The sequence below is a fragment of the Inquilinus ginsengisoli genome, from assembly GCF_050434925.1.
In the GTDB taxonomy this organism is placed as follows: Bacteria; Pseudomonadota; Alphaproteobacteria; order DSM-16000; family Inquilinaceae; genus Inquilinus; species Inquilinus ginsengisoli_B.
On sequence record NZ_JBNDJK010000001.1, the window covers coordinates 5,296,318 to 5,321,334 of the forward strand.

Sequence of the window (25,017 nt, forward strand, 5' to 3'; positions counted from 1 at the left end):
AGGCTGCACTGGCGCGAGCTCCCGACACTGTCGGCCGAACCCGAGTAGCGGCCCTCTACTTGAACAGCTCCAGATCCACCGAATTCGCCATCGCCTCATAGCCGGCGGCGTTCGGGTGCAGGTGGTCGCCGACGTCGAACTCCGCCTTCACCTTCGATGGCTGGGCCGGGTCGCGGACCACGGAGTCGAAGTCGATCACCGCGTCGCAGCCCTTGCCGGTGCGGATCCACTGATTGACTGCCTGGCGCTTGGTCTCGCCCTCGGCGTTGTAGTAGCCGGCGAAGACCGTGCCTTCATAGGGCGTCAGCGTGGCGCAATAGGCCTTCAGCCCGGCGCCATGGGCACGGGTCACCAACTGGCGCAGCCCGCCGATGATCTCGTCGGCCGACACTGCCTGCTCCGCCAGCCCGGCCGAGCCGGAATGGCCGATGTCGTTGATGCCCTCCATGATCACCACCCAGCGCACACCCGGCACCGACAGCACGTCGCGGTCGAAGCGCGACAGGGCGCTGGGGCCGAACAGCTGCTCCGGCAGGTCGTGCAGGATGCGGTTGCCGCTGATGCCGGCATTGACCACACCGACCGCAGGTCCGCCGGCCTTGGCCAGCCGCTCCGCCAGGATGTCCGGCCAGCGCCGGTTGGCGTCGGTGCCGGAGCCGTAGCCGTCGGTGATCGAGTCGCCGAGCGTCACCACCGTGCCGCCCGCCGCCGCCACATCCACCCGCGACAGCAGGATGCGCATGGTCGATTCGGTCGCGTCCGGCAGGGTCGGCGCCGTGGTGCTGTCGCCGGCGATCGAGACCCAGGCGGTCTGCACCCCAAGCGGATGCACCACCGACGGGCCGGTCCAGCGCGACACGAACAGGCTGATCGACAGGCTGTCGAGTGGCGAGACCGTGAGGTCGATCGGGTCGGAGATCGCGGGCGCGCCGGGCGGCACCGTGATCGAGGTGGCGCCGCCGAAGGTCAGGGCTTTGCTGCTGGTCGGGTCGATCGAGCCCGGGGCGTTGCCGGGCCGGGCGATGGTGGCGGCGCCGATCACCACCGGCTGGGTGCCGGTCTCGTTGGTGAATCGCACCCGGACCTTGCTGCCGCCGGCGCTGATCCGCACCAGCTGGCGGATGGTGGCGTTGTTCAACTCGGGCCCGACCGGAAACGCCGGGCTGGCGCCCCAACTGCCGATCCAGCTGTCCTGCGCCGAGGCGGGCCCTGCCAGGCCTGCGAGGCCTGCCAGCAGCATGGCGGCGGCCAGCCAGGACCGGCCGATTGCGTTGCATCGGATCATTCGGCTTTTCCTCCCGCTGCGGCCGCCGAGAGATTCGGCGGCCCGCCGGACCGCGCCGGCGATGGAGTATGAGGAACGAAAGCCTGCCGGGGCAACGCCGGGCGGACATGAAAGCTGGCGTGGAGAGGCTCCACGCCCGGCGATCACTCCCCCCGGATCTTTGGCGTCAGCGGAAGCGTCGCAGCGCCGCCACCTGGTGCGAGGCGTCCTCGCCGTCGGCCAGCTTCTCCAGCAGGCCATACAGGCGGTCCATCTCCTGCCGGGTCAGAGGGGTGGTGCCCATCGGCCCGGTATAGGTCTCGCGCCGCCGGTCGATCGGCAGGTTCATCGATTTCCAGCAGGCGATCGCTCCGGTGGCCGAATCGCGGGCCAGGAAGTTGCAGCCGCTGCGGAAGTAATCCGTCTCCCAGGGATCGAGCGGCTGGTCCAGACGCTGCAGATAGCGGCGGGCCCAGTCGGCGGTCATCCGGGCAGGCGGAGGTTGTTCGATAGTACGCATGATCAATCCCCGAACTGATCGAAGGTTTCGGTCGATATCCCGGGGACGGTAGATCCTTGCGCGTTAATGGATCGTGATTGAGCCGATCACGGTCCGGCCCCGACGGAACCCTGCATTCCGCCCAGTCCACGGCCGCTTCTCGGTCAACAGCGGCCAGGCGCTGCGCAGCGCGGCGCTGGAGGGGGTATCATCCTGCAGCCGGAGGGCTTGCTGCGCGACGACATCGCCGCCGGCCGTCTGGTGCGGGTGCTGCCGGGCTACGACCCGCCCTCACGGCCGATGCACATCCTGTTCGCCCCCCGACCGCCGCCCGACCCCGAAGCTGCGCAGCTTCATCGACGCGGTGGTCGAGGCGTTCGGGTAGTGTTGTTCAAGCGAATGCGCAGTCCTCTGCAGCCCAAACCTGTCATGCCCGGGCTTGACCCGGGCATCCAGAGACTGTCGAGGCCGTCTGGATTGCCGGGGCAAGCCCGGCAATGACAGGAAGGGGGCGCGACGGAGCCAGGGCTCACGAGAACCGCGGAACCCGGACGTTCGGCGACGGCCGGTAGCCGGCCGGCCGCTCGGGCCAGTCTGTGAGCCGGTCGAGCAGCACGTCGAGACCGGCCACGGCGATCGCGGCGGCGATGGCGTCGCCCGGGCAGGCGTGGCGGCCATGGCCGAAGGTCAGCAGGCGCCAGTCGGGCCGGGCGGCATCGAAGCGGTCCGGATCGCGATTCAGCACCGGGTCGCGGTTGGCGGCGGCGATGACGACCAGGATCGCATCGCCCGCGCGCAGCGACTGGCCGGCAATCATCGTGTTCTCGGCGACGAAGCGGCGGGTGTTCTGGGCCGGCGGGTCGCAGCGCAGAACCTCCTGCATCAGCCCGGGCAGCAGCGTGCGATCCGCGGCCACGGCGCGGCGCAGCTCCGGCCTGGCGCCGAGGGCGAGGATGGCATTGCCGAGCAGCCCGGCGCCGGCGTCATGGGCCTGGAACAGGAAGCCGACGGCGTTGGCGGTGACCACGGCAGCATCGACGCTGCCCTCGCGCTCCGCTGCATCGTGCAGCCGTCGAGCCAAGCCGCCTCCGGCAGAACCGATCAGCGCCTCGGTCAGGCCGACCATTCCGGTAGCTGCTTCATGGCCACGCCCGATCGCCTCGGCCGTGGCGCCGGGGGTGATGGCGACGACCACATCGCGCATCCGGCTAGCGACCTCGGGCAACTGGTCCGGGGCGAATCCCAGCAGCGCGCCGACGACATGCATCGGCAGGGCGAACAGGAAAGCGTCGAGCCCGGCGCGTTCGGCCGCCAGGCTGGCCGACCAGCGCCGCGCCTCGACCATGACGGTCTCGGCGGGGACGTCCAGCGCCGCCGCCACCGCCCGCTTGGCCCGGGCCTGGGCGTCGCCGTCGGTCATCCGCACCAGCCGGCCGAACAGGTCGCCGACGGCGCCGCCCCGCAGCGGCGGCGGCACCGGCTCGGCCGGTGGACGGACCCGGCAGGCGGCGCTGGCCAGGACCGCCATGGCGGTCTCGGCACCGGCCGCGACCCACAGGCCGAGCGCCTCATCCCGATGGAAGGGCCGCTGCCGCAGCCCAACATAGTAGGAGTAGGGATCGGGATGGGTGACGGCGGCGACGGGATCGCTCGGCGGCTGCATGATCGGCCCTCGGCTGGAGTGGCCGCCATCATAGCCGTTCGATCCCGCCCGGAGGCCGAAGTCGCTTCGGCCTCCGTCGAAGGATGGAGGTAAGGCCTACTCGGCTCCCTCCACCGCGATCCCGCCGGTGCGGCCGCGCGGCTCGCGGATGAAGACCAGCGACGCCACGGCGCCGAGCACGGCCAGGCCGCCGGCCAGTACGAAGGCGCTGGTGTAGACGCCGCCGGTCGCCTGGATGATGAAGCCGGTCACCGCCGGCCCGATGATGCCGGCGAGATTGGCCAGGAAGTGGATGAAGCCGCCGACGCCGCCGACATTCTCGCCGCGCACCGCGTCCTGGATCACCGCCCAGTAAATCGACCCGGTGAGGTACAGGCCGAAGATCGACACCGACATCAGCGCCACCGCGCTGCTGACATCGGCCACGTCACCGGCCAGGGCGACGCCGACCGCGGCGACGCCGAGCCCGCCGATCAGCACCAGCTTGCGTGACAGCAGCGCCCGGCCGGTCAGCCGGAAGATCCGGTCGGAGACGAAGCCGCCCAGCGCCAGGCCCAGAAAGCCGAGCAGCCAGGGGATGACCGTGGCCAGGCTCATATCCTTGAGGCTGAGCTTGTGCACCTCGGTCAGGTAGCTCGGGAACCAGGTCAGGAAGAAGAACAGCACGTAGTTGTAGCTGAAGAAGGCGAAGGCGGTGGCCAGCACGATCGGCTGTCGCAGATAGAAGCCCAGGCCGTGGGCCGGCAAGCGGGCGGCGGTGTCGATATTCGCCTGGCCGTCCTCGATCAGCCGGCGCTCGGCGTCGCTGATCCGCGGATGCTGGGCCGGGCGGTCGGTCGACATCCGCACCCAGAACATCAGCCAGACGAAACCCAGCAGCATGATGATGACGAAGGCCAGGCGCCAGCCGAAGGCGATGGCCAGGTAGCCGACGATCGGGCCGGCCACGGCGCCGCCCAGCGGCGTGCCGGAATTGACGATGCCGATCGCCGTCGCCGCCTCCCGCCGCGGGAACCAGTTGCTGACCGTCTTGCTCATGGTCGAGCTCAGCGGCCCTTCGCCGACGCCGAACAGCACGCGCAGCACGATCATCGAGACGAAGCCGGTGGCCGCTGCCGTGAGGCCGCAGAACAGCGACCACATGCCCATGGCGCCGGTGAACACCGCCTTCGGCCCGATCCGGTCCGACAGCCAGCCGCCGATGAAGTTGAACACGGCATAGCCGGCGAAGAAGCTGCTGAAGATCACGCCCATCTGGGCGTGGTCGAGGCCGAGATCCTGCTGGATCAGCGGCGCCGCGATCGACAGAGCCGAGCGGTCGAGATAGTTGATCATGCCGGCGATGAACAGCAGGCCGACGATCAGCCAGCGAACGCTTTTGAACATGGTTTTCCTTCCGCTTGCGGGGCGGTGACGGCTCACACCCGGAGAGCCTATGAAGGGATCGTCATTGCGACCCCGGCCTTGAGCCGGGGGAAGCAATCCAGGGCCGCTCGAGCGGAAGCATGGATTGCTTCGTCAGCTTCGCCTCCTCGCAATGACGGCTCTCTTCGGTATTAAAGATCCAGCAGATGGACCTTCATCGACTGGTTGCGGTCGAGCGCGACCTGGAAGGCCTGGTCCGCGTCGCGGACCGGGAAGCGATGGGTCATCAAGGGCTTCAGGTCGATCCGCCGGCCCGCGATCATCTCGACCGCCAGCGCGTATTCCTCGGCGAAACGGAACGAGCCGCGATACTCCAGCTCCTTCGACATGACGAGATTGGCCGAGACCGGCGACTGGCCGGCCGGCATGTTGCCGAGCTGGACCACCCGGCCGCGGGCACGGGCGGCGCGCAGGGCGGTGTCCAGCCCGGCCGGGGCACCGGACGCCTCGATCACCACGCCGAAGCGGCCGCGGTTCCGGCTCCACGCCGCGATGCGCTCCTCGTCCCGGCCGTCGACGGCCTCGTCGGCGCCGAGGCCCAGCGCCGTCTCGCGCGCTTTCTCGGCCAGGTCGACCACGGTGATGCGGCGGGCGCCGGCCTGGCGCGCCACCAGCAGCACCAGCGCGCCGATCGGGCCGCAGCCGACGATCAGCACCTCCTCGCCCAGCAGCGGGCCGGCGCGGCGGACGGCGTGCAGCGATACCGCCAGCGGCTCCGCCATCGACGCCTCGGCGAAGCTGACATGCTCCGGCACCGGCACGCATTGCCGCGCCGGCACGACCAGGTACTCGCGGAAGGCGCCCTGCATGTGCGGGAAGATCGAGGCGCTGCCCAGGAACCGCATGTTCAGGCACTGGTTCTCCAGCCCCGCCATGCAGTAATCGCAGCGGCCGCAGGACCGGCTGGGGTTGACCGCGACCGGCTGGCCGATGGTCAGGCCCTCGACGTCGGGCGCCACCTCCGCAACCTCGCCGGCCATCTCATGGCCGAGGATCAGCGGCTCGCGCAGATGGAAGTCGCCGGTCTTGCCCTTGGAGTAATAGGCCAGGTCGGAGCCACAGATGCCGCCGGCGCGGAACCGCACCTTGACCTCGCCGGCGGCGAGCGGCGGCGGCTCGCGGTCCTCGATCCGCAGATCCTTCGCTTGGTGCAGCACGGCGGCGAACATGGCGATCTCCTCAGCTATGGGCGGCGGCAGGCGCGCCGATCAGGTCCTCGCTGCGCGACAGGCGCGGCGCCGTCTCCGGCAGCGCCCGGGCGCAGAGCAGGGTGATGATGCAGCCCAGCGCGATATAGGCGCACAGATACCACGGCGTGCCGTCGCCGACCTCCAGCAGCCAGCCGGCCGCCAGCGTGCCGGCCGACCCGATCAAGGCGCCGATCTGCTGCACGAAGGACACGCCGCTGGCGCGCACCTTGGTCGGGAACAGCTCGGAATAGAAGGCGGCCTGCGGCCCGTACATGGCGCTGTGGCCGAGGGCGAGTGCGGCGACCAGGCCGATCCAGACCAGCCCGTCCATCCGGGCATAGACCAGGCCGAAGACCGGGAAGGTCGCGATCAGCACGCAGGCGGCGCCGAACAGATAGACCGGCTTGCGGCCGATCCGGTCCGACAGCGCGCCGAACAGCGGCAGGGTCACCAGCTCCAGCAGGATGGCGACCAGCATCGCCGTGGTCATGGTCGGCCGGTCGATGCCGCGGCTGGTGGCATAGGCGACGATCAGCACGGCGAAGCTGGTGAAGGCGATGCTCTCGGCCAGCTTGCTGCCGCAGCCCAGCACCAGCGACCGGCGATGGCTGCGCAGCACCTCGACCAGCGGATGCGCATCCTCCGCCCGGCGTTTCCGCATCTCCAGGAACAGCGGCGATTCGGTCAGCTGCAGGCGAATGTAGAGGCCGACACCGACCAGGAGGATGCTGAGCAGGAACGGGATGCGCCAGCCCCAGCTCAGGAACGTCTCCTCCGACATCGTGGATGTCAGGATCGCGAAGATGCCGAGCGGCAGCACGAAGCCGGCCGGCGCGCCGATCTGCACCCAGGATCCGAAGAAGCCACGGGCGCGCGACGGCGCGTGCTCGCACATGATCAGGATGGCGTTGCCCTGCTCGCCGCCGATGCCGAAGCCGTGCAGCAGCCGGATGAACAGCAGGGTCAGCGGCGCCCAGATGCCGATCTCGTTGTAGGTCGGCATCAGGCCGATGACGAAGGTGGCGATGCCGACGATCAGGAGGGTGATGACCAGCGCCTGCTTGCGGCCGTAACGGTCGCCGATGGCGCCGAACAGCAGGCCGCCCAGCGGCCGGGCGAAAAAGCCGGCAGCATAGGTGCCGAGCGCCACCAGCGATCCCACCAGCGGGTCGTCGGTGGGGAAGAACAGCTTGTTGAACACCAGCGCCGAGGCGGTGGCGTAGATGAAGAAATCGTACCACTCGACCGTGGTGCCGATGCATGACGCGATCGCGATCCGCCGCATCATCGCCGGCGATGTCGCCCCGATGGCCTTCTGCTCTTCCATCCTCTCCTCCCGTGCGGGCCGTCCGCGGCCTCTTCGATCGATGGGGCTACCAGTTGGTCAGGGTGCCGTCCTCGAGCCGCGCCACCGGCAGGTAGGCGGGGTCGTAGGGGAAGCGGGCGGCCAGCTTTTCGTCGATGTCGACGCCGTGGCCTGGGACCTCGCCGGGATGCATGTAGCCGTGCGTGAACGACCAGGCGTGCGGGAACACCTCCAGCGCCGGCTCGGGGTAGCCCATATATTCCTGGACGCCGAAATTCGGCACCCACAGGTCGAAATGCAGCGCGGCGCCCATGCACACCGGCGACAGGTCGGACGGGCCGTGGCAGCCGGTGCGGACATGGTGCAGGGCAGCGAAATCGGCGATCCGGCGCAGATGGGTGATGCCGCCGGCATGGGTCAGCGTCGCCCGGATGTAGTCGATCAGCTGCTCCTCGATCAGCAGCTTGCAGTCCCAGATGCTGTTGAACACCTCGCCGACCGCGATCGGGGTGGTGGTGTGCTGCCGGATCAGGCGGTAGGCCTCCTGGTTCTCGGCCGCGACCGGGTCCTCCAGCCAGAACAGGGCATAGGGCTCGACCGCCTTGCCCAGCCGCGCCGCCTCGATCGGGGTCAGCCGGTGGTGCACGTCGTGCAGCAGATGGCCGTCGAAGCCGAATTTGTCGCGCACCGCCTCGAACAGCTTCGGCACGTAGTTCAGGTACTTCTCGGTCGACCAGCCCTGCTCCTCGGGCCAGCCCTTGGTCGCTGGCTCATAGGAGTCACCGCCCTTGGCAACGCCGTAGACCGAGGCCATGCCGGGCACGCCGCACTGCACGCGGATCGCCTTGTAGCCCTTCTCCTGATAGGCGGCGTAGCGGTCCAGCGTCTCCGGAATGTCGCGGCCGGTGGCGTGGCTGTAGACCATCACGCCGTCGCGGGACGCGCCGCCCAGCAGCTGGTACAGCGGCAGCCCGGCGACCTTGGCCTTGATGTCCCACAGTGCCATGTCGACGGCGGCGATCGCGCTCATCGTCACCGGGCCGCGGCGCCAATAGGCGCCCTTGTACAGGTACTGCCAGATGTCCTCGATGCGGTGCGGGTCGCGCCCGACGAGGAGGGGGCAGACATGGTCGCGGAGATAGCTGGTCACCGCCAGCTCGCGCCCGTTCAGCGTGGCGTCGCCGATGCCGTAGACGCCCTCGTCGGTCACCAGCTTCAGCGTGACGAAGTTGCGCCCGGGGCAGGTGACGATGACATCGGCGCGGACGATCTTCATGGCGCGTTTTCTCCCGGCTGGCTTGTCCATCGCCGCTTTTGCGCGGCGGGAAGCGACACGACCCATAGCGCAACTTTAATCACCATACAAGTATGGCGATGATCGTTCGTCGTGCGCTACCCCGCCGGGCGATCCCCTGTATGCTGGGAGCCAACGAGCCGAAACGGGAGGGCGCATGGCCGGACGACGGAGGGCGGACGAGCCCAGGACATTGCCAGGGCACATCTCCCTGGGGGGCGAGGGGCCGATCGGCCGGCAGGTCTATGAGGGGCTGCGCCAGGCGATCATCACCGGCCTGCTGCCGCCCGGCACCGCGCTGTCCGAGAAGGACGGGTCGGAGATGTTCGGCGTGTCGCGCCAGCCGGTGCGCGAGGCCTTCATCAAGCTGGTCGAGGCCGGGCTGCTGCAGGTGCTGCCGCAGCGCGGCACCCGGGTGCGCAAGATCTCGCGCCGCCAGGTCGAGCAGGGGCGCTTCATACGCGAGGCGGTGGAGGCGGCGGTGGTGCGCCTCGCGGCCGAGAGCATCGACGACCGGGCGCTGCAGCGGCTGGACCGCAGCCTGGAGGCACAGCACGACGCGGCCCGCCGCCACGACCATGCCGGCTTCCTGGCGCTGGACGAAGGCTTCCACCGCCTGATCATCGAGGCGATCGACTGCCTGCCGGCCTGGAGCACGATCGAGAACATGAAGGCGCAGATGGACCGGGTGCGCTATCTCAGCCTGCCCGACGTCTCGCCGCTGGAGATGCTGATCGCGCAGCATGAGGAGATCGTGGCCGGACTGCGGGCGCATGACCCTGACGCCGCCGAGGCGGCGATGCGCCGGCACCTGCGCGAGATCCTGTCGTCGCTGGGCCCGATCGCCGAGCGGCGGCCGGAGCTGTTCGAGCTCGATGCCTGAAGGAGGCTGAAAATGATCGTCCGAGTCTGGCGCGGCTGGGCCGCGCCGTCCAACCCGTCGGCCTATCCCGAACATTTCCGCGGCGCGGTATTGCCGGCGCTGCGCGGCATCGCCGGCTTCCACGGCGCGTCGCTGCTGCGCCATGACCCACCCGGCGAGATCGAGTTCATGGTGCAGACCCGCTGGGAATCGATGGACGCGATCCGTGCCTTCGCCGGCGACGATCCGGAGCAGGCGGTGGTAGAGCCGGCCGCCGTCGCGGCGCTGATCCGGTTCGATGGCAGGGTCAACCACTACACTGTTGTCGAGGAGGGGCCGGGTCCCGGATGATCGCGGCCTTCCGAGGAAACAGGAGTATCCGGTGAGCGATCGACAGACCCTCGCCCTGATGCGGATCGTGGCCGAGGCGCTGGCCCGGGCCGGCGGCCGGCTGGCCCGGGCCCATCTGGCCGAGCACCGGGACCTCGCGATCGAGGCCAAGGGCCCGCAGGACTTCGTCACCGCGGTCGACAAGGCGGTCGAGACCCTGATCCGCGGCCGGCTCAAGGAGATCTTCCCCGACCACGCCGTGTTGGGCGAGGAGTTCGGGCTGGACCGCGAGGGCGCCCGCATCGTCTGGGGACTGGACCCGATCGACGGCACGGCGAACTTCCTGCGCGACCGGCCGGTCTGGTGCGTCTCGATCGGCGCCACCATCGACGGCAAGCCTGCGCTCGGCGTGATCTACGAGCCGGTGCGGGACGAGCTGTACAGCGCCGTGGCGGGGCAGGGCGCCACCCGCAACGGCGCGCCGATCGCGGTCAACGCCACGGCGCGGCCGGAGACGGCCGTGATCGGCGTCGGCTATTCGCCGGGCCGCAAAATCGAAGAGCATGTCCGGCAGGTCGGCCACATCCTGACCCATGGCGCGGAATACCGGCGGCTCGGCTCATCGGCGATGTCGCTGGCCTATGTCGCCGATGGCCGCTTCGACGGCTACGCCGCCGCCCACACCAATGCCTGGGACGTGATGGCCGGGCTGGTGCTGGTGCAGGAGGCAGGCGGCGTCACCGACGACTTCATCGAGAGCGGGGCGCAGAGCGGCCCGGTCACCGCCGCGGCGCCGGGCGTCGCGGACCTGGCGCGCCAGCTCCGGGCGCTGGCCTGAGCGCGTCGCCCAGGCTGTAGCGCGGCGGCGGCGTCCCCGCCGCCAGCCAGGCCGCGATCTCCGTCATGGTCGCGAAGCTGCGGCCGGCGCCGGCGGCCCTGAGTCGCTGCGCCAGCTCGGGGTCGGCATGGCCGCCGCCGGTGAAGCCGACCACCTTCATCCCGGCCCGGCGGGCGGCGGTGACGCCGTGGATCGAATCCTCGATCACCAGGCAGTCGGCCGGGTCAGCGCCCATCTGCGAGGCGGCGTAGAGGAACACGTCCGGCGCCGGCTTGCCGCGCTTCACCTGGCTGGCCGAGAACACATGCGGGTCGACCAGCGGCAGCAGCCCGGCCGTCTCCAGGTTGCGGCGCAGATTGGGCAGGCCGGTGGAGGAGGCGACGCAGGGCGGATGGCCCAGGTCGAAAGCGGCCGCGATCGCCTCGGCGGCGCCGGGGATGGCGCGCAGCTCGGTGACGAAGCGCCGGGCGCTCTCGGCCTTGATCTCCTCGATGATGCTGTCCTCGACGGTGAAGCCGAACTCCGCCGCCAGCGTGCTCCAGGCCACGTGGTGCGGCGTGCCGCAGAAGCGCCGGGCGATCTCGGCGGGCGCCACGGTGTGGCCCAGCCGGGCCAGCGCCTCGGAATCGATGGCGCAGAAGATCACTTCCGAATCGATCAGAACGCCGTCGCAGTCGAAGATCACCAGCATCGCAGACTCGTCGCAGGAAGGCGCAGGGAATGGCGGGGCGACAACATCATGCCGCTGCGCTATGTGCAAGTCGCAGACGCGGCTACAGGATGACCATGAGGCCCAGGCGCATCCACATCACCGGCGCGGCCGGCTCCGGCACCACGACGCTGGGCCGGGCGTTGACGGCCGAGACCGGCGCGCTGCACCTGGACACCGACGACGTCTACTGGCTGCCGACCGATCCGCCGTTCCGGGAGAAGCGGCCGATCCCCGACCGGCTGGCGCTGCTGGAGGAGGGGTTCGGCCGGACGGATCACTGGGTGTTGAGCGGATCGCTGCTCGGCTGGGGCGACCCGCTGATCCCGCAATTCGACCTGGTCGTCTTCCTCCTCATCCCGCCCGTGCTGCGGATGCAGCGGCTGCGGGCCCGCGAGGTCGAGCGCTACGGTGCCGAGGCCTTGGCGCCCGGCGGGGCGATGCACGTCACCTACCAGGCCTTCCTCGACTGGGCCGAGGCCTACGACACCGGCGCGCGGGTCAGCCGCAACCTCCAGGCACACGAGGCCTGGCTGTCGCGGCTGCCCTGCCCGGTGCTGCGGATCGAGGGCGACACCACCGTGGAAGACCGGGTGCGCCGAGTGCTGGCCGTCCGGGTGCGCGAGGGCCAGGCGTGGCGCGGCTGAACCCAGCGGAGGTTTGTGCGGCGCTGCGTGAGGCCGGTCTGAGTCTTCGGCCGGAGGAGATCACGCTCGATGCGCGCGAGGATCGCTGGCTGGTCCGGCTGCCCGGCGACCGCATGGCGTGGTTTCCGGCGAACGCGCGGGGCCGGGTCCGGTTGGCCGCGGACCGCCGGCTGCTCCGGCTCCTGGCCGAGCGCTGCCGCTTCCGGGTGCCGCGAATTCTTTACGAAGCCGAGAACGGCTTCGATCTGCGCGCGGCGGTGCCCGGTCTCTGCGATCCCTTCGCCCTGTATGGGCGCATTGCCAATGATCCTGCCGTCGCCAGACGACTGGGACACGCCCTTGGTTTGATCCTGGCGGAGCAGCACAGCCAAATTGCGCGGTCCGATGTCGCGGGCTGGCTGCCGGATCGCGTTCCCTGGCCGGAGCCGGTCGACTGGATCCGCGAGCGCCTCCCCGAGGTCGCCGACGATTCCTTGCTTCTGACTCGGATCGACCGGGTGCTGGACATCCGGGAAGCGCTCGATGTTCCCGATGGCGACCGTGTCCTGGTGCATGGCGACCTCGGCGTGCACAACATCGCGGTGGACCCAGTCACGGCCGATCTGCTGGGCGTCTTCGACTATGACGGCGCCGCCTGGGACGACCGCCATCATGATTTCCGGTACTTCGTCTTCGACCATGATCGCGAGGACCTGCTGGAGGCGGCGATCGCAGCCTATGAGCCGGCGATAGGCCGCAGCATCGACCGCCGGCGCGTCCGGCTGTACAACGCCGCCAGCGCGATCTGTTATCTGACCTTTCGCCGGGGCGTAGCCTCCGATGTGCGGCACTGCGGGCGGACGCTGGCTGAGGACCTGGCCTGGGTCCGGAAGGCCGTCGACGCCGTGCTCTGACCGGTGTGGGGCAGATGCATGACTTGAAGGGAGGATCTATGACCGAAGCTGACGCCCGCCTCGATGGGCCCCGCCTGGACGGAGAGGTGGCCCTGGTCACCGGGGCCAGCCGCGGCATCGGCGCCGCGGCGGCACGGGCGCTGGCGGCGCGAGGCGCGGCGGTGGCGCTGACCGCCCGCTCGGCCGGGGAGATCGACGGCATCGCCCGCGAGCTGCGCGACTCCGGCGGCCGGGCCGTCGCCATCGCCGGCGACATCGGCGACGTTGCCTGGACGGGCACGCTGCTGCGCCAGGCCACCGAGGCGCTGGGCGCGCCGACCATCCTGGTCAACAATGCCGGCATGGTCGGGCCGATCGGCCGGATCCTTGACTGCGACCCCGCCGACTGGGCCCGCAATGTCACGGTCAACCTGCTCGGCGCCTACGCCGTGCTGCGGGCGGTGCTACCGGGCATGATCGCGTCCGGCGGCGGCACGATGATCAATGTCAGCTCCGGCGCCGCCGAGAACGCCTATGAGGGCTGGAGCGCGTATTGCGCCGGCAAGGCCGGGCTGGCGATGCTGACCCGGTCGCTGCACCTGGAGTATGGCGACCAGGGCATCCGCGCCTTCGGCTTCCGCCCCGGCACGGTCGACACCGGCATGCAGGGCGAGATCCGCGCCTCCGGCATCAACCCGGTCAGCAAGATGCCGCGCGAGGCGCATGCGCCGCCGGAGCATCCGGCCCGGGTCATCGCCTGGCTGTGCAGCCCCGAGGCGCAGGACCTGGTCGGGCAGGAGCTCAGCATCCGCGACCCGGAGCTGCGGCGCCGAACCGGGCTGCCGTCATGAGCGCCGCGAAGGATTCCGGCTTCGCCCTCGACTCGCGGATCGCGGCCTCGACCCTGCCGTGGCGCGACTGGTCGCTGTCGCAGGTGCGGTTGATGAACGACCGCCGCTTCCCCTGGCTGCTGCTGGTGCCGCGCCGGGCCAAGGCGGTGGAGTGGCACGCTTTGGCGCCGGAGGACCAGGCGGCGCTGCACCAGGAGACCATGCTGGCGGCCTGCGCCCTGGCCGCGGTGTTCCCGGCGATGAAGATCAACATCGGCGCGCTCGGCAACGTCGTGCCGCAGTTGCATGTCCATGTCCTGGCGCGGCAGCCGGGCGATGCCGCCTGGCCGGGACCGGTCTGGGGCGCCGGCACCGCTGAGCCCTACGGCCCCGGCGAGGCCGAGGCGTTGCTGGCCAGGCTGGGGACGGTGCTCGAGGAGTCGACCTGAGTCCTGCGCGTTCTTGCAATCCGCGGCAGGGTCGCGTATACGGCCCCCTCGTTTGTGCGGAGCCGCCGGCCATGAAGACCGATATCCATCCCCAGTACCATGAAATCAACGTCGTGATGACCGACGGGACCGAGTTCAAGACTCGCAGCACCTACGGCAAGGAGGGCGACACCCTCCGTCTCGACATCGACCCGAAGTCGCACCCGGCCTGGACCGGCGTGCAGAAGCTGGTGGATCGTGGCGGCCAGGTCGCCAAGTTCAACCGGCGCTTCGAGGCGTTCGGCCTGAAGAAGTCCTGATCGCGCGGCGCCCTGCGGGGCGCCTGCCGATGCTGGTGTGCGAGCTGGCCCCCGCGAGGAGGCCGGCTTTTCGCATGCGCGCTTTCAGGCCAGCCGGCCCAGCGGGATGACGTCGCGCGACAACGACGTCCAGGGGGCGCCGGTCCAGTCGCCCAGCCAGGTGTCGACCGCCAGCCCGGCCTCGCCGATCAACCGCTCGAGCTGGTCGCGCGGCGGGAAGGCGATGCGCGAGCGTGAGGACAGTACCCGGCCGTCGGCGACGATCCGGTAGAAGGTGCCATAGGTGACGATGCCGGTGGCCGGGTCGTGCTCGACATCGTTCCAGGCATCGACCGGGCCGAAGCGGGGATGCTCGATCTGCCGGGCCGACTCCGCCGGCGTCCACTCCCGCCATTCCTCGATCGCCGGATTTCGACTGTCGAAGATGAACCGGCCGCCCGGCGCCAGATGCGCCGCGATGGTCCGCAGCGCCGCCAGCTGGTCGTCCGGTGTCAGGAACACCTGGAAGGCGTGGCCGGTCAGCACGATCAGGTCGAAGCGCCGGCCCAGCCGGACGCTGCGGCCGTCGCCCCGGACCCAGCTCACCCGGTCGCCGCCGGGGCGGGCGCGGGCGACGTCCAGCATGGCCTCCGCCGGGTCGACGCCGAACACGGTGCGCTCGCCCGCCAGTTCCGCCGCCAGCCAGCCGGTGCCGCAGCCGAGGTCGAGCACGAAGGCGCAGCCCGCCGCCAGCGACCGGCAATAATCCTGGTCCGACGACCAGACGTTCTCGATGTCGTAGAAGCCGGCCAGATCCGGGTCGTCATAGAGTCGGTCCACCATGGTCTCCGTTGTCGGTCCTCCCGATACGGGTCAGCTTTTTGCATCTCATACCACCGGCCGAAATATAGAGCCGTCATGGCGAGCCCCGCAGGGGCGAGGCCATCCAGTGGTGCGCCAGGCATGGCGCGTATGAGCCGAGAGGCTCTGTTCGGCCGGGGTGGTATCCGGCCGATGACTTGGAGGTGAGAGTCCTGCCTCGGGCCCTGGTGATGGGAACCGATAGCTGAACAGCAAGGGCGTCGTTGCGAGGCGGGGTGTGAAGGAAGCTGTAGGCAAAGTGCCGGCCTGACGAACAGGAACCGCATCTGAGGCAACCGCATCCGGGCGAGGGGGCCGCTGGACCCGAAGCCCGATATCACCCGGAGGGTGCGGGAGTATATGCGGCAGGTGGATGGCTCGAAGGTCACGCGTCTTACCCTGGGAGGTCTGCCGCGCTGCCCCTGGCGACAGGTGAGCTACCGGCGTCGAGAGGCGCCGGGATGGGGCGGCAGAAGTCAGCAGAGGCCATAGGAGCCGCGACCAGGCGGCGAAGGGCCGAACATGGAGTGCCGGACGGAGGTGGGCCCTTCGATGACGAGAGCAGACGCAGAAGACCGGGCTGGGATGCCCGGTGCCCGGGCGGAGGGTAGCGGCCGGAAGCCGCGAGAGTACGCCATGGGTGCGGCAAACGTCACGGCAGAGCCGGAGCCCTCGCGACCGGAGGCGGATGAGCGACTGATGGAGCGAATTCTCAGCCGCGAGAACCTGATGACGGCCTACTGCAGGGTGAAGGCCAACAGAGGGGCGCCGGGCATCGACAGGATGACCGTCGGCCAGCCGTGGTCCCACCTGGAGGAGCATTGGTCGCGCATCAGGGAGGACCTGTTGACGGGCCGATACCGGCCGGCGCCGGTGCGCGGGGTGGAGATCCCCAAGCCCGGCGGCGGGAACCCTGGTGGAACGCCGGGGCTTCCCACATGAACGACGCCTTCCGGAAATCCTTCTTCGACAACCTCGGGCTGATCTCGCTCCTCAAAGAGCATCAGCGCCTACTCCACGCTCCATGAACCGCCGTGTACGGAACCGTACGCACGGTGGTGTGGGAGGAGGGGTGCCGCGAGACCCCCTCCTACCCGATGCCGGTGCCGCTGTCATTCCGGCGGCAAGTCTGGATGGCACGCTTCGCTCGCCATGACGAGGAAGGGGATGGGGAGTCGGTAGGTATCACTCGAATCGGCTGAAATCCGGCTTCCGCTTCTCCATGAAGGCGGTGAAGGCCTCCTTGGCCTCGGCGGATTTGAGCTGGGCGCCGAAGGCCTCGACCTCCAGGGTCATGGCCTCGCGCACGGCGTTGCGGTGCGGCGCCTGCAGCAGCGCCTTGGTCTGGCGGACAGCGGCGGGTGGCATGGCGGCAAGGCGCGCGGCCAGGGCGTTGAGCTCGGCGTCGAGCGCGGTCTCGGCGACGGTCTTGGTGATCAGCCCCGCCGCCAATGCGGCCTCGGCGTCGAAGCCCTCGCCGGTCAGCAGCCACCAGGCGGCCTTCAGCCGGCCGACGGCTGCAGGCAGGAGCAGGGTGGAGGCGGCCTCCGGCACCAGGCCGAGCTGGACGAAGGGTAGCTGGAACCGGGCCGAGGGCGTGGCCAGCACCACGTCGCAATGCAGCAGCATGGTGGTGCCGATGCCGATCGCGGCGCCACGCACCCCGGCGATCAGCGGCTTGGGAAAGCCGGCCAGGACATCGAGAAAGTCCAGCACCGGCTGCATCCCGGCCGGTTTGCCGCTGGCGAGGAAATCCGCGATGTCGTTGCCGGCGGAGAAGTCGTCGCCACCCCGGAGAATGACGACGCGGACCGACCGGGCCGTGGCCGCAGCACGCAGCGCGGCCGTCAGCGCCTCGTACATGGCGCGGTTGATCGCGTTCTTCTTCTCCGGCCGGTTGAGCCGGATCGTCACGACCGAGCCCGTGTTGCCGGTCAGAACCGGGTCGGCCATGGCGTTATCCTTCCACGATGTGAGAGAGGCGCAGGCTAGTCAGTTGTGACTGGGTGTGTCGAGGCGGGATGACCCGACCAGCCCGCGGGCGGCGGCGACGCCGGTGGCGAAGCAGCCCTGCAGCAGGAAGCCGCCGGTCGGCGCCTCCCAGTCCAGCATCTCGCCGCAGGCGAAGATGCCGGGCAGGGCCTTCAGTTCCAGCTCAGGGGTCAGGGCGTCGAGGCGGATGCCGCCGGCCGTGGAAATGGCGCGGGCGAGCGGCCGGAGGCCGGTGATGCGGAGCGGGATCGCCTTGATCGCGGCGGCCATGGCCTCCGGGGTCGCCAGCGCGTCGGCGGCGAAGCCCTCTCGCAGCAGGGAATAGGCCGGGCCGGTCAGCGACAGGGCTCGGCGCAGCCGGTTCGGGACGCTGTCGCTGCTGCCGGTGTGCGACAGCCGGTCGGCGATCTCGACCGTTGTCATGTCCGGCCGCAGGTCCAGCGTCAGCACCGCGCCGCCATCCCGCGCGATCGCCTGGCGCAGCCCGGGCCCGAGCGCGTAGACGGCGCCGCCTTCCAGGCCGGTGGCGGCGATCACCGCCTCGCCGCGCACAATGCGGCCGGCGAAGGTCAGGGCGATGCGCTTCACCGGCGTGCCGGCGAAGCGGTCGCGCAGATGGGGCGACCAGGCGATCTCGACGCCGGAATTGGCCGGAAGCAGCGGCGCGATGTCGACGCCGCGCGCCGCCAGGATCGGCGCCCAGCCGCCGTCGCCGCCCAGCCGCGGCCAGCTGGCGCCGCCCAGCGCCAGGATGGTGGCGTCGGCCCCGGCCTCGAACTCCCCGTCCGGCCCGCGCAGCAGCGGCCGGTTGCCGTCGGTGAGGCCGATCCAGTCATGCCGGGTCCGAACCTCGACGCCGAGCTGCGCCAGCCGGCCGAGCCAAGCACGGAGCAGAGGCGAGGCCTTCAGGCTCTCCGGGAACACCCGGCCACTGGAGCCGATGAAGGTCGGTACGCCGAGATCCCGGCTCCAGGCCTGCAGGTCCTCGGGCGTGAAGGCGCGGACCAGCGGCTCGATCCAGCCCTGTGCCGCGCCATAGCGGGTGACGAAGCGGTCGAGCGGCTCGGAATGGGTCAGGTTCAGCCCGCCGCGCCCGGCCATCAGGAACTTGCGCCCGACTGTCGGCATGCGGTCGTAGACGGTGACGCGCCGCCCGGCCTCGGCCAGGCGCTGCGCTGCGATCAGCCCGGCAGGGCCGCCGCCGATGATGGTGATGGTTTGCGACATGGCGCGGACCCTAGCAGCCTGCGCCGGATTGGCGAGTCCTGTTCCGCGCCGGCCGCTCAATCGTCGTGATGTGCCTCGATCAGCTTGCGTTCGACCGAGCGCAAATGCCGGCGCATGGCCCGCCCCGCCGCCTCCAGGTCGCGCTCGGCGATGGCGTCGACGATGGCGTCATGCTCGGCGAAGCTGTGGTGGTCGGCCGGCGGCCGCGGGATGTCGGCGCGCAAGCGGCCCCAGACCACAGTCCGCCGCACCGTGTTCAGCAGGTCGAACAGCGCCACCAGCACGGTGTTGCGGGTCGCCTCGGCGATCAGGCGATGCAGCTGGTTGTCGAGCGTCTCGTATTGCCGCCAGCTTTCCGCCGTGCGGGTCTTGGCGATGACCAGGCGCAGCTTGCGCAGGTCGTCGGCCGAGGCGTGCAGCGCCGCCTCCTGCGCGATCTGCGGCTCGACCAGCAACCGCGCCCGCATCACCGCGGCGGGGGAGGTGCGCGACGCGATCGCGGCGGCGTCGTCGACCTCCTCGAGTGGGCGGGGCCCCAGGAAGGTGCCCTTGCCGACATGGCGCCAGATCTGCCCCTCGGCCTCCAGCGCCGCCAGACCCTTGCGCAGCTCGCCGCGGGACAGGCCCAGGGTCTCGCACAGCTCGCGCTCCGGCGGCAGCCTGCCGTCGGAGGGCAGGGCCTGCTGGGCGAGATAGGCGCGGAGTTGGGTGAGGGCCCCCTGGCCTTGGTCGTGGTCGAGCGACATGGTCAAACCAATTTCCATATTGGTTCAGGCTTAGCGAATTTCGGCCTGCACGGTCAAGTCGAGGATTGACCGAAAATCCCTGGGCTGCTAACCAATATTTAATTGGTTAAAGAATAATTCCGACATTGGTCAAAGCGCGGGCACAAAGCCCGCCGATGCAAGGGGAGGAGAGAGCCATGCCGTGCCTTGCCACCCGATTCACCCGCCGCGCCGCCGGTCTTGTGTTCGCCCTGCTGCTGGCGATGCCCTTGTCCGCCAAGGCCGCGGATCCGGTCCGGATCGCCTTCGGCGACATCCCGTCGGTCGAGAGCCTGAACTTCCTGATCGCGATCGAGCGCACCCGCGCCCGCGGCGTCCCGGTCGAGCTGACCTTCTTCAAATCCGAGGACATCGCCGCCCAGGCCGTGGTCAGCGGCCAGGCCGATATCGGCGTCGGCACGCCCTATGCGCTGCTGCAGAAGGTCGGGGCGCCGATCCGCCTGTTCTTCCAGATGAGCACGCTGCGCTTCTACCCGGTGGTGAACACCGAGTTCTATAAGGACTGGAAGGACCTGGACGGCCAGGAGGTGGCGGTACATTCCCGCGGCTCCGGCACCGAGGCGATCATGATGCTGATGGCCCAGCGCAGCGGCATCAAATACGGCAAGGTCAGCTATGTGCCGGGCTCGGAGGTCCGCACCGGGGCCCTGCTGCAGGGCGCGGTCAAGGCCACGATCGTCGATTCCGCCGGCTGGCGCCTGCTGCAGGAGAAGGGCGGCGGCAAGTTCAAGCTGCTGGAGGTCGGCGAGGTCAACGCCAGCGACGAGGCGCTGTTCGCCAACACCGAATTCCTGGAGAACAATGCCGAGGCCGCCGGCATCCTGGCCGAGGAGCTGCTGAACACCTGGCGCGAGATCGCCGCCAACCCGGCCGTCGTCGGGGACCTGCGCAAAAACTACAAGCTGCTGGCCGACCTGCCGGCCGAGCTCGAGCCCGAGATCGTGCCGTTCTACCAGGACTCCGTCGCCGCCGGCATGTATCCGCTGAACGGCGGCGACGAGGCTGCGGTGAAGGACGATTTCGCCTTCTACGCCGTCGCCGGCCAGCTGCAGGGCGACCCGGCCGCGCTCAAGGTCGAGGATTTCTGGACCTTCACGCCGCTGAACAAGGCGCTGGACAAGGTCGGCCGGAAGTGACGGTCGTCGCCGAAACCGGGCAGAGAGCGAGTGTCCTCTCCGCCCTGGCCGCCGACCCGCTGTTCTGGCGCCTCGCCTCGATCGTCGTGCTGTGCGGCGGGTGGGAGATCGCGGGCCGGATCCCGGTCAACTACGCGCTGCCCTCGTTCGGCGCCACCGCCGCGGCCTTCTGGCGGCTGGTCGCGGATGGCAGCCTGGCGACGGCCTATCTCGACACGCTGCAGCCGCTGCTGCTCGGCCTCGTCATCTCCGCCGTCGTCGGGATCGGCTGCGGCGTCGCCATGGGGCTGAACCGCAGCCTGGAATGGGCCGGGGCGCCGATCTTCATCGTCATGCAGGCGGCGCCGATGGCGGCGCTGATCCCGCTGACCACCTTCGTCTACGGCATCGGCCTGACCGCCAAGGTCGTCGCCGTGGTCATGCTGGCCCTGCCGGTGATCGTGCTGAACAGCTACCAGGCGGTGCGCCATGTCGGGCCGTCGTTGGTCGATATGGCGCGGTCCTTCATGGCCACCCGGCGCCAGATCGTGCGCAAGATCGTGATTCCGGACGCCAGCCCGATGATCTTCGCCGGCCTCAGGCTCGGCATCTCGGCCGGCTTCATCGGCGTGGTCCTGGCCGAGCTGCTGATCACCCCGACCGGGATCGGCGACCTGATCACCTATCACCGCTCGGTCGCCGACTATCCGGAGATGTACGCCACCATCGCCTCCATCATTCTCTTCGCCGCGGTGACCGTGGGGACGCTGCAGCGGCTCGAGATCGCCCTGTTCCGGCCGGAAAAGCGAGGACAGCCATGAGCAAGAGCAGCGCCGCCGTGCCGTTGCCCCGGAACGATGTAGAGGTCGAGCCGGCCGAGCATGCGGTCGAGGTGCGCGGCATCGTCAAGCGCTACGGCACCCAGGTCGTGGCGCTGGACAGCGTCTCCCTGGCCTTCCGCACCGGCGAGCTGACCAGCCTGCTGGGCCCGTCCGGCTGCGGCAAGACCACGCTCTTGAAGATCATCGCCGGGCTGATGCAGCCGACCGCCGGCGAGGTGCTGGTCCGCGGCCGCCCTGTCTCGGGCCCGGGGCCGGACCGCGCCTTCGTGTTCCAGGACTTCGCCCTGATGCCCTGGGCCACGGTGCTGCGCAACGTCGGCTTCGGCCTGGAGCTGAAGGGCACACCTAAGGCCGAGCGCGAGGAGACGGCCCGCCGCCACATCGCCCGGGTCGGCCTCGCCGGCTTCGAGGACCGCTATCCGCACCAGCTGTCCGGCGGCATGCGCCAGCGCGTCGGCCTGGCCCGGGCGCTCGCGGTCGACGCCGAGGTGCTGCTGATGGACGAGCCGTTCAGCGCCGTCGACGAGCAGACCCGGCGCAAGTTCCAGGAGGACCTGCTGGCGCTATGCCGCGAGGAGCGCAAGACCTTCATCGTCGTCACCCATTCGATCGAGGAGGCGGTCTATCTCTCCGACCGCATCGTCCTCTTGTCACCGCGGCCCGGCCGGGTGTCGGAGATCGTGGTGCCGGAGATCTCGCGCCAGGGCACGCCCGACGAGATCCGCCGCGACCCGGACTATATCGACACGGTCGAGGACATCTGGCGCGGCCTGCGGCGCTATGTGGAGTAGGGGGTCATGACCGTCTTCGGCCACCGCATCCCGATGATGGCGTCGCTGCTCCTCTGGGCCCTGGCCTGGGAGGTCGTCGGCCGGCTCGGCCTCGTCCTGCTGTTCCCGCCCTTCACCGAGGTCGTCGCGGCGCTGTTCACCGTGGTGCCGACGCAAACCTTCCTCGACGCCGCCCTGATCACGGTCGTCAGCTTCGTCCTCGGCATGGCGCTCGCCATCCTCGTCGGCGTGCCGCTCGGTGCGCTGATGGGACGCTTCACGGCGGTCGACCAGTTTGCCGGCATGTGGGTCAACCTGTTCGTCAGCGCGCCGCTGTCGGCCCTGGTGCCGGTGATCATGCTGCTGTTCGGCATGGGCACCGCGACCGTCGTGGTGACGGTCTTCCTGTTCGCCGTCTGGATCATCGCGCTCGACACCCGCGCCGGCATCCGGCACGTGCCGCCCTCGCTGGTGGAGATGGCGCATTCCTTCGGCGCGACGCGCTGGCAGACCGCCAGCCGGATTCTGCTGCTGGCCGCACTGCCGGAGATCCTGGCCGGCATCCGGGTCGGGCTGATCCGCGGCGTCAAAGGCGTGGTGGTCGGGCAGCTGCTGGTCTCGATCATCGGCTTCGGGGCGCTGTTCGAGCTCTATTCCCGCAACTTCCTGATGGCCGAGTTCTGGGCCCTGACCCTGGTCCTCTTCGCCTTCGCGCTTCTCCTCTCGGGGCTGGTTTCCCGGCTCGAGCACCGCATCGCCTATTACGCAGGAGTACGACAGTCATGAATATGGCCACGCCCGGGACACCGGAGTTCGTCATCGCCCCGCCGCCCGTCCGGGCGCTGCCCGTGCTCGGCACCGGCCGGCTGTTCCCGGTGCACCGCGTCTACTGCGTCGGCCGCAACTACGCGGCGCATGCGGTGGAGATGGGGCACGACCCGGACCGCGAGCCGCCGTTCTTCTTCCAGAAGAACCCGTCCAACCTGCGCACCGACGGCCGCTTCCCCTATCCGTCGGCAACCTCCGACGTGCACCACGAGGTCGAGCTGGTGGTGGCGCTGAAATCCGGCGGCCGCGACATCCCGCTCGAGAGCGCGCTCGACCATGTCTACGGCTATGCCGTCGGGCTCGACATGACCCGGCGCGACCTGCAGGGCGAGGCCAAGAAGCTCGGACGGCCCTGGGAGGTCGGCAAGGCGTTCGAGCATTCGGCGCCCTGCGGCCCGATCCGGATGGTCGCGGAGATCGGTCATCCCGCCGCCGGCACCGTCTGGCTCGACGTCAACGGCCAGCGGCGGCAGGAGGGCGACCTGAAACAGATGATCTGGAAGGTGCCGGAGATGATCTCCTACCTCTCCGGCCTGTTCGAGCTGCAGCCGGGCGACCTGATCTTCTCCGGCACACCCGCCGGGGTCGGGGCGGTGGTCCGCGGCGATGAGATGGTCGGCCACGTCGACGGCGTCGGCGAGATCCGGGTGGCGGTGGTCTGACCGGGGCGGTCGGGTCCGCGGGGGGGCGGACCCGACTGGCTCTACCCGAAATTCAGCATCACATGGCGGACGACGGTGTAATCCTCCAGCCCGTACATCGACATGTCCTTGCCGTAGCCGGACATCTTCAGCCCGCCATGCGGCATCTCGCTGGTCAGGGTGAAATGCGCGTTCACCCAGACGCAGCCATATTGCAGCCTGGCCGCTGTCTTCAGCGCCGTCTTCACGTTTGACGTCCAGACCGAGGAGGCCAGGCCGTAGTCGCTGTCATTGGCCCAGGCGATGGCGGCGTCCGGGTCGTCGAAGCGGGTGACCGAGACCACCGGCCCGAACACCTCCTTGCGCACGATCTCGTCGCTCTGCAGCGCGCCGGCCACCAGGGTCGGCTTGAAGAAGTAGCCGTCGCCCTCGGCCTTGCTGCCGCCGGTGACGATCTCGGTGTGCTTCTGCGCCGCCGCGCGCTCGACGAAGCTGGCCACCCGGTCGCGCTGGCGCTCGCTGATCAGCGGCCCCAGCTCGGTCGCGGCGTCGTCGGGCGAGCCGTATTTCAGGCTGGCGACGGCGCCGGCCAGGTCGGCCACCAGCCGGTCATAGATCTTCGGCCCGGCATAGATGCGGCAGGCGGCGGTGCAGTCCTGCCCGGCATTGTAGAAGCCGCCGGCGCGCACCCCCGCCACCACGGCGTCGAGATCGGCGTCGTCGAACACCAGCACCGGCGCCTTGCCGCCGAGCTCGAGATGGGTGCGCTTCAGGTTCTTCACCGCCGCCTGCAGCACCTTCTGGCCGGTGGCGATGTCGCCGGTCAGCGACACCATCCGCACCTGCGGATGGGCGGTCAGGGCCGAGCCAATGGTCTCGCCGCGCCCGGTGACGATGTTGATCACCCCCTTGGGGAAGATCTCGGCCAGGGTGCGGCCCAGCTTCAGCGCGGTCAGCGGCGTCTGCTCCGACGGCTTCATCACCACCGTGTTGCCGGCGGCCAGGGCCGGGGCGATCTTCCAGGCCAGCATCATCAGCGGGTAGTTCCAGGGCGCGATCGACCCGACCACGCCGATCGGGTCGCGCCGGATCATGCTGGTGTGGTTGGCGACGTATTCGCCCGCGGCCGAGCCGGTCAGGCAGCGTGTGGCGCCGGCAAAGAACCGGAAGGTGTCGATGATCGCCGGCAGCTCGTCTTCCAGCACCCGGGCATAGGGCTTGCCGCAGTTCAGCGATTCCAGCCGGGCGAAGGCCTCGGCCTCGCGCTCGATCGCGTCGGCCAGCCTCAGCAGATGCCTGGCCCGCTGCGCCGGCGTGGTGACCGACCAGCCCTCGAAGGCGCGAGCGGCGGCGGCCACCGCGGCGTTGAGCTGGGCCTGGGACGCCTCCGGCACCTCGACGATCAGCTTGCCCGTCGCCGGGTTCAGCACCTGCTCGGCCTGGCCTTCGCCCTTGGCAAAGGCGCCGTCGATCAGAAGCTCGATGTCCATGGAAGATCTC

At 69.9% G+C, this 25,017-nt stretch carries 27 protein-coding genes; 14 read left to right on the top strand and 13 right to left on the bottom strand.

Translation table 11 applies throughout. The annotated features are described in order from the left end of the window. Window positions 1-55 precede the first annotated feature (55 nt). The 7 genes from QFZ27_RS25205 to manD all read right to left on the bottom strand — a co-directional run bounded on the left by QFZ27_RS25205 (window position 56) and on the right by manD (window position 8,623). Entirely contained in the window at window positions 56-1,285 is a 1,230-nt protein-coding gene (locus QFZ27_RS25205) for an SGNH/GDSL hydrolase family protein (protein ID WP_429229212.1), read from the bottom strand. A 166-nt stretch (window positions 1,286-1,451) separates the two neighbouring features. Further along, window positions 1,452-1,784, bottom strand: coding sequence for a hypothetical protein (locus QFZ27_RS25210; protein ID WP_429229213.1), 333 nt, complete (start codon window positions 1,782-1,784; stop codon window positions 1,452-1,454). A 508-nt stretch (window positions 1,785-2,292) separates the two neighbouring features. Next, complete coding sequence (locus tag QFZ27_RS25215; protein ID WP_429229214.1) at window positions 2,293-3,426, bottom strand: cytochrome P450; 1,134 nt, start codon at window positions 3,424-3,426, stop codon at window positions 2,293-2,295. 96 nt (window positions 3,427-3,522) lie between these two features. Next, complete coding sequence (locus tag QFZ27_RS25220; RefSeq protein WP_429229215.1) at window positions 3,523-4,812, bottom strand: MFS transporter; 1,290 nt, start codon at window positions 4,810-4,812, stop codon at window positions 3,523-3,525. 170 nt (window positions 4,813-4,982) lie between these two features. Continuing rightward, entirely contained in the window at window positions 4,983-6,020 is a 1,038-nt protein-coding gene (locus QFZ27_RS25225) for an L-idonate 5-dehydrogenase (RefSeq protein WP_429229216.1), read from the bottom strand. Window positions 6,021-6,030: 10 nt separating this feature from the next. After that, complete coding sequence (locus QFZ27_RS25230) at window positions 6,031-7,368, bottom strand: MFS transporter (protein WP_429229217.1); 1,338 nt, start codon at window positions 7,366-7,368, stop codon at window positions 6,031-6,033. 46 nt (window positions 7,369-7,414) lie between these two features. Beyond that, window positions 7,415-8,623, bottom strand: a complete 1,209-nt coding sequence (manD, locus tag QFZ27_RS25235) for a D-mannonate dehydratase ManD (protein ID WP_429229218.1) — start codon at window positions 8,621-8,623, stop codon at window positions 7,415-7,417. A 175-nt stretch (window positions 8,624-8,798) separates the two neighbouring features. Here manD and QFZ27_RS25240 point away from each other — a divergent pair, with 175 nt between their 5' ends. From QFZ27_RS25240 to QFZ27_RS25250, 3 genes are read left to right on the top strand one after another with little or no spacing between them, the layout of a single operon-like run. Further along, window positions 8,799-9,524: a GntR family transcriptional regulator gene (locus QFZ27_RS25240; protein WP_429229219.1), complete on the top strand. Its 726-nt coding sequence runs from the start codon at window positions 8,799-8,801 to the stop codon at window positions 9,522-9,524. 12 nt (window positions 9,525-9,536) lie between these two features. Further along, the gene (locus QFZ27_RS25245) at window positions 9,537-9,854 is read left to right on the top strand and encodes an antibiotic biosynthesis monooxygenase family protein (RefSeq protein ID WP_429229220.1); all 318 of its coding nucleotides are present in this window, start codon (window positions 9,537-9,539) and stop codon (window positions 9,852-9,854) included. Between the two features lie 31 nt (window positions 9,855-9,885). Next, window positions 9,886-10,671, top strand: a complete 786-nt coding sequence (locus tag QFZ27_RS25250; RefSeq protein WP_429229221.1) for an inositol monophosphatase family protein — start codon at window positions 9,886-9,888, stop codon at window positions 10,669-10,671. On the opposite strand, the gene QFZ27_RS25255 is transcribed toward QFZ27_RS25250, so the two are convergent. Then, window positions 10,613-11,362 (bottom strand): HAD family hydrolase, encoded by a 750-nt coding sequence (locus QFZ27_RS25255; protein ID WP_429229222.1) that lies wholly within the window; start codon window positions 11,360-11,362, stop codon window positions 10,613-10,615. The genes QFZ27_RS25250 and QFZ27_RS25255 overlap by 59 nt on opposite strands. A 95-nt stretch (window positions 11,363-11,457) precedes the next feature. On the opposite strand from QFZ27_RS25255, the gene QFZ27_RS25260 reads away from it, so the two are divergent. The 5 genes from QFZ27_RS25260 (at window position 11,458) to rpmE (ending at window position 14,477) form a co-directional block, all read left to right on the top strand. Beyond that, window positions 11,458-12,027, top strand: a complete 570-nt coding sequence (locus tag QFZ27_RS25260) for a P-loop NTPase family protein (RefSeq protein ID WP_429229223.1) — start codon at window positions 11,458-11,460, stop codon at window positions 12,025-12,027. After that, window positions 12,015-12,920: a phosphotransferase family protein gene (locus tag QFZ27_RS25265; RefSeq protein ID WP_429229224.1), complete on the top strand. Its 906-nt coding sequence runs from the start codon at window positions 12,015-12,017 to the stop codon at window positions 12,918-12,920. The genes QFZ27_RS25260 and QFZ27_RS25265 overlap by 13 nt, the downstream gene beginning before the upstream one ends. Before the next feature lie 38 nt (window positions 12,921-12,958). Continuing rightward, window positions 12,959-13,750, top strand: coding sequence for an SDR family NAD(P)-dependent oxidoreductase (locus QFZ27_RS25270; protein WP_429229225.1), 792 nt, complete (start codon window positions 12,959-12,961; stop codon window positions 13,748-13,750). Further along, window positions 13,747-14,178, top strand: a complete 432-nt coding sequence (locus QFZ27_RS25275; protein ID WP_429229226.1) for an HIT domain-containing protein — start codon at window positions 13,747-13,749, stop codon at window positions 14,176-14,178. Before QFZ27_RS25270 ends, QFZ27_RS25275 begins: the two co-directional genes overlap by 4 nt. Window positions 14,179-14,249: 71 nt before the next feature. Next, window positions 14,250-14,477 carry a 50S ribosomal protein L31 gene (gene rpmE / locus QFZ27_RS25280; RefSeq protein ID WP_429229227.1) on the top strand — a complete coding sequence of 76 codons (228 nt, stop codon included), beginning with the start codon at window positions 14,250-14,252 and terminating at the stop codon, window positions 14,475-14,477. Window positions 14,478-14,561: 84 nt separating this feature from the next. Here rpmE and QFZ27_RS25285 read toward each other — a convergent pair whose 3' ends face one another. Beyond that, a complete protein-coding gene (locus tag QFZ27_RS25285; RefSeq protein ID WP_429229228.1) occupies window positions 14,562-15,299 on the bottom strand; it encodes a class I SAM-dependent methyltransferase in 738 nt (245 codons plus the stop codon). A gap of 654 nt (window positions 15,300-15,953) precedes the next feature. Between QFZ27_RS25285 and QFZ27_RS25290 the strand changes: the two genes are divergently transcribed. After that, window positions 15,954-16,259, top strand: coding sequence for a hypothetical protein (locus tag QFZ27_RS25290; RefSeq protein WP_429229229.1), 306 nt, complete (start codon window positions 15,954-15,956; stop codon window positions 16,257-16,259). Between the two features lie 243 nt (window positions 16,260-16,502). On the opposite strand, the gene QFZ27_RS25295 is transcribed toward QFZ27_RS25290, so the two are convergent. From QFZ27_RS25295 to QFZ27_RS25305, 3 genes are read right to left on the bottom strand one after another with little or no spacing between them, the layout of a single operon-like run. After that, window positions 16,503-17,270, bottom strand: coding sequence for an enoyl-CoA hydratase-related protein (locus tag QFZ27_RS25295; protein ID WP_429229230.1), 768 nt, complete (start codon window positions 17,268-17,270; stop codon window positions 16,503-16,505). Between the two features lie 39 nt (window positions 17,271-17,309). Continuing rightward, entirely contained in the window at window positions 17,310-18,536 is a 1,227-nt protein-coding gene (locus QFZ27_RS25300) for a TIGR03862 family flavoprotein (protein ID WP_429229231.1), read from the bottom strand. Between the two features lie 56 nt (window positions 18,537-18,592). Next, a complete protein-coding gene (locus QFZ27_RS25305) occupies window positions 18,593-19,282 on the bottom strand; it encodes a FadR/GntR family transcriptional regulator (protein ID WP_429232492.1) in 690 nt (229 codons plus the stop codon). A gap of 176 nt (window positions 19,283-19,458) precedes the next feature. Here QFZ27_RS25305 and QFZ27_RS25310 point away from each other — a divergent pair, with 176 nt between their 5' ends. From QFZ27_RS25310 to QFZ27_RS25330, 5 genes are read left to right on the top strand one after another with little or no spacing between them, the layout of a single operon-like run. Next, window positions 19,459-20,457, top strand: coding sequence for an ABC transporter substrate-binding protein (locus QFZ27_RS25310; protein WP_429229232.1), 999 nt, complete (start codon window positions 19,459-19,461; stop codon window positions 20,455-20,457). Then, window positions 20,454-21,257, top strand: coding sequence for an ABC transporter permease (locus QFZ27_RS25315; RefSeq protein WP_429229233.1), 804 nt, complete (start codon window positions 20,454-20,456; stop codon window positions 21,255-21,257). Before QFZ27_RS25310 ends, QFZ27_RS25315 begins: the two co-directional genes overlap by 4 nt. Next, window positions 21,254-22,069, top strand: coding sequence for an ABC transporter ATP-binding protein (locus tag QFZ27_RS25320; RefSeq protein WP_429229234.1), 816 nt, complete (start codon window positions 21,254-21,256; stop codon window positions 22,067-22,069). Before QFZ27_RS25315 ends, QFZ27_RS25320 begins: the two co-directional genes overlap by 4 nt. A 6-nt stretch (window positions 22,070-22,075) precedes the next feature. Continuing rightward, on the top strand, window positions 22,076-22,834 hold the full coding sequence (locus QFZ27_RS25325) for an ABC transporter permease (protein WP_429229235.1): 759 nt from the start codon (window positions 22,076-22,078) through the stop codon (window positions 22,832-22,834). Beyond that, the gene (locus tag QFZ27_RS25330) at window positions 22,831-23,538 is read left to right on the top strand and encodes a fumarylacetoacetate hydrolase family protein (RefSeq protein ID WP_429229236.1); all 708 of its coding nucleotides are present in this window, start codon (window positions 22,831-22,833) and stop codon (window positions 23,536-23,538) included. The genes QFZ27_RS25325 and QFZ27_RS25330 overlap by 4 nt, the downstream gene beginning before the upstream one ends. 41 nt (window positions 23,539-23,579) lie before the next feature. Here QFZ27_RS25330 and QFZ27_RS25335 read toward each other — a convergent pair whose 3' ends face one another. Beyond that, window positions 23,580-25,007, bottom strand: a complete 1,428-nt coding sequence (locus QFZ27_RS25335; RefSeq protein ID WP_429229237.1) for a gamma-aminobutyraldehyde dehydrogenase — start codon at window positions 25,005-25,007, stop codon at window positions 23,580-23,582. Window positions 25,008-25,017 lie beyond the last annotated feature (10 nt).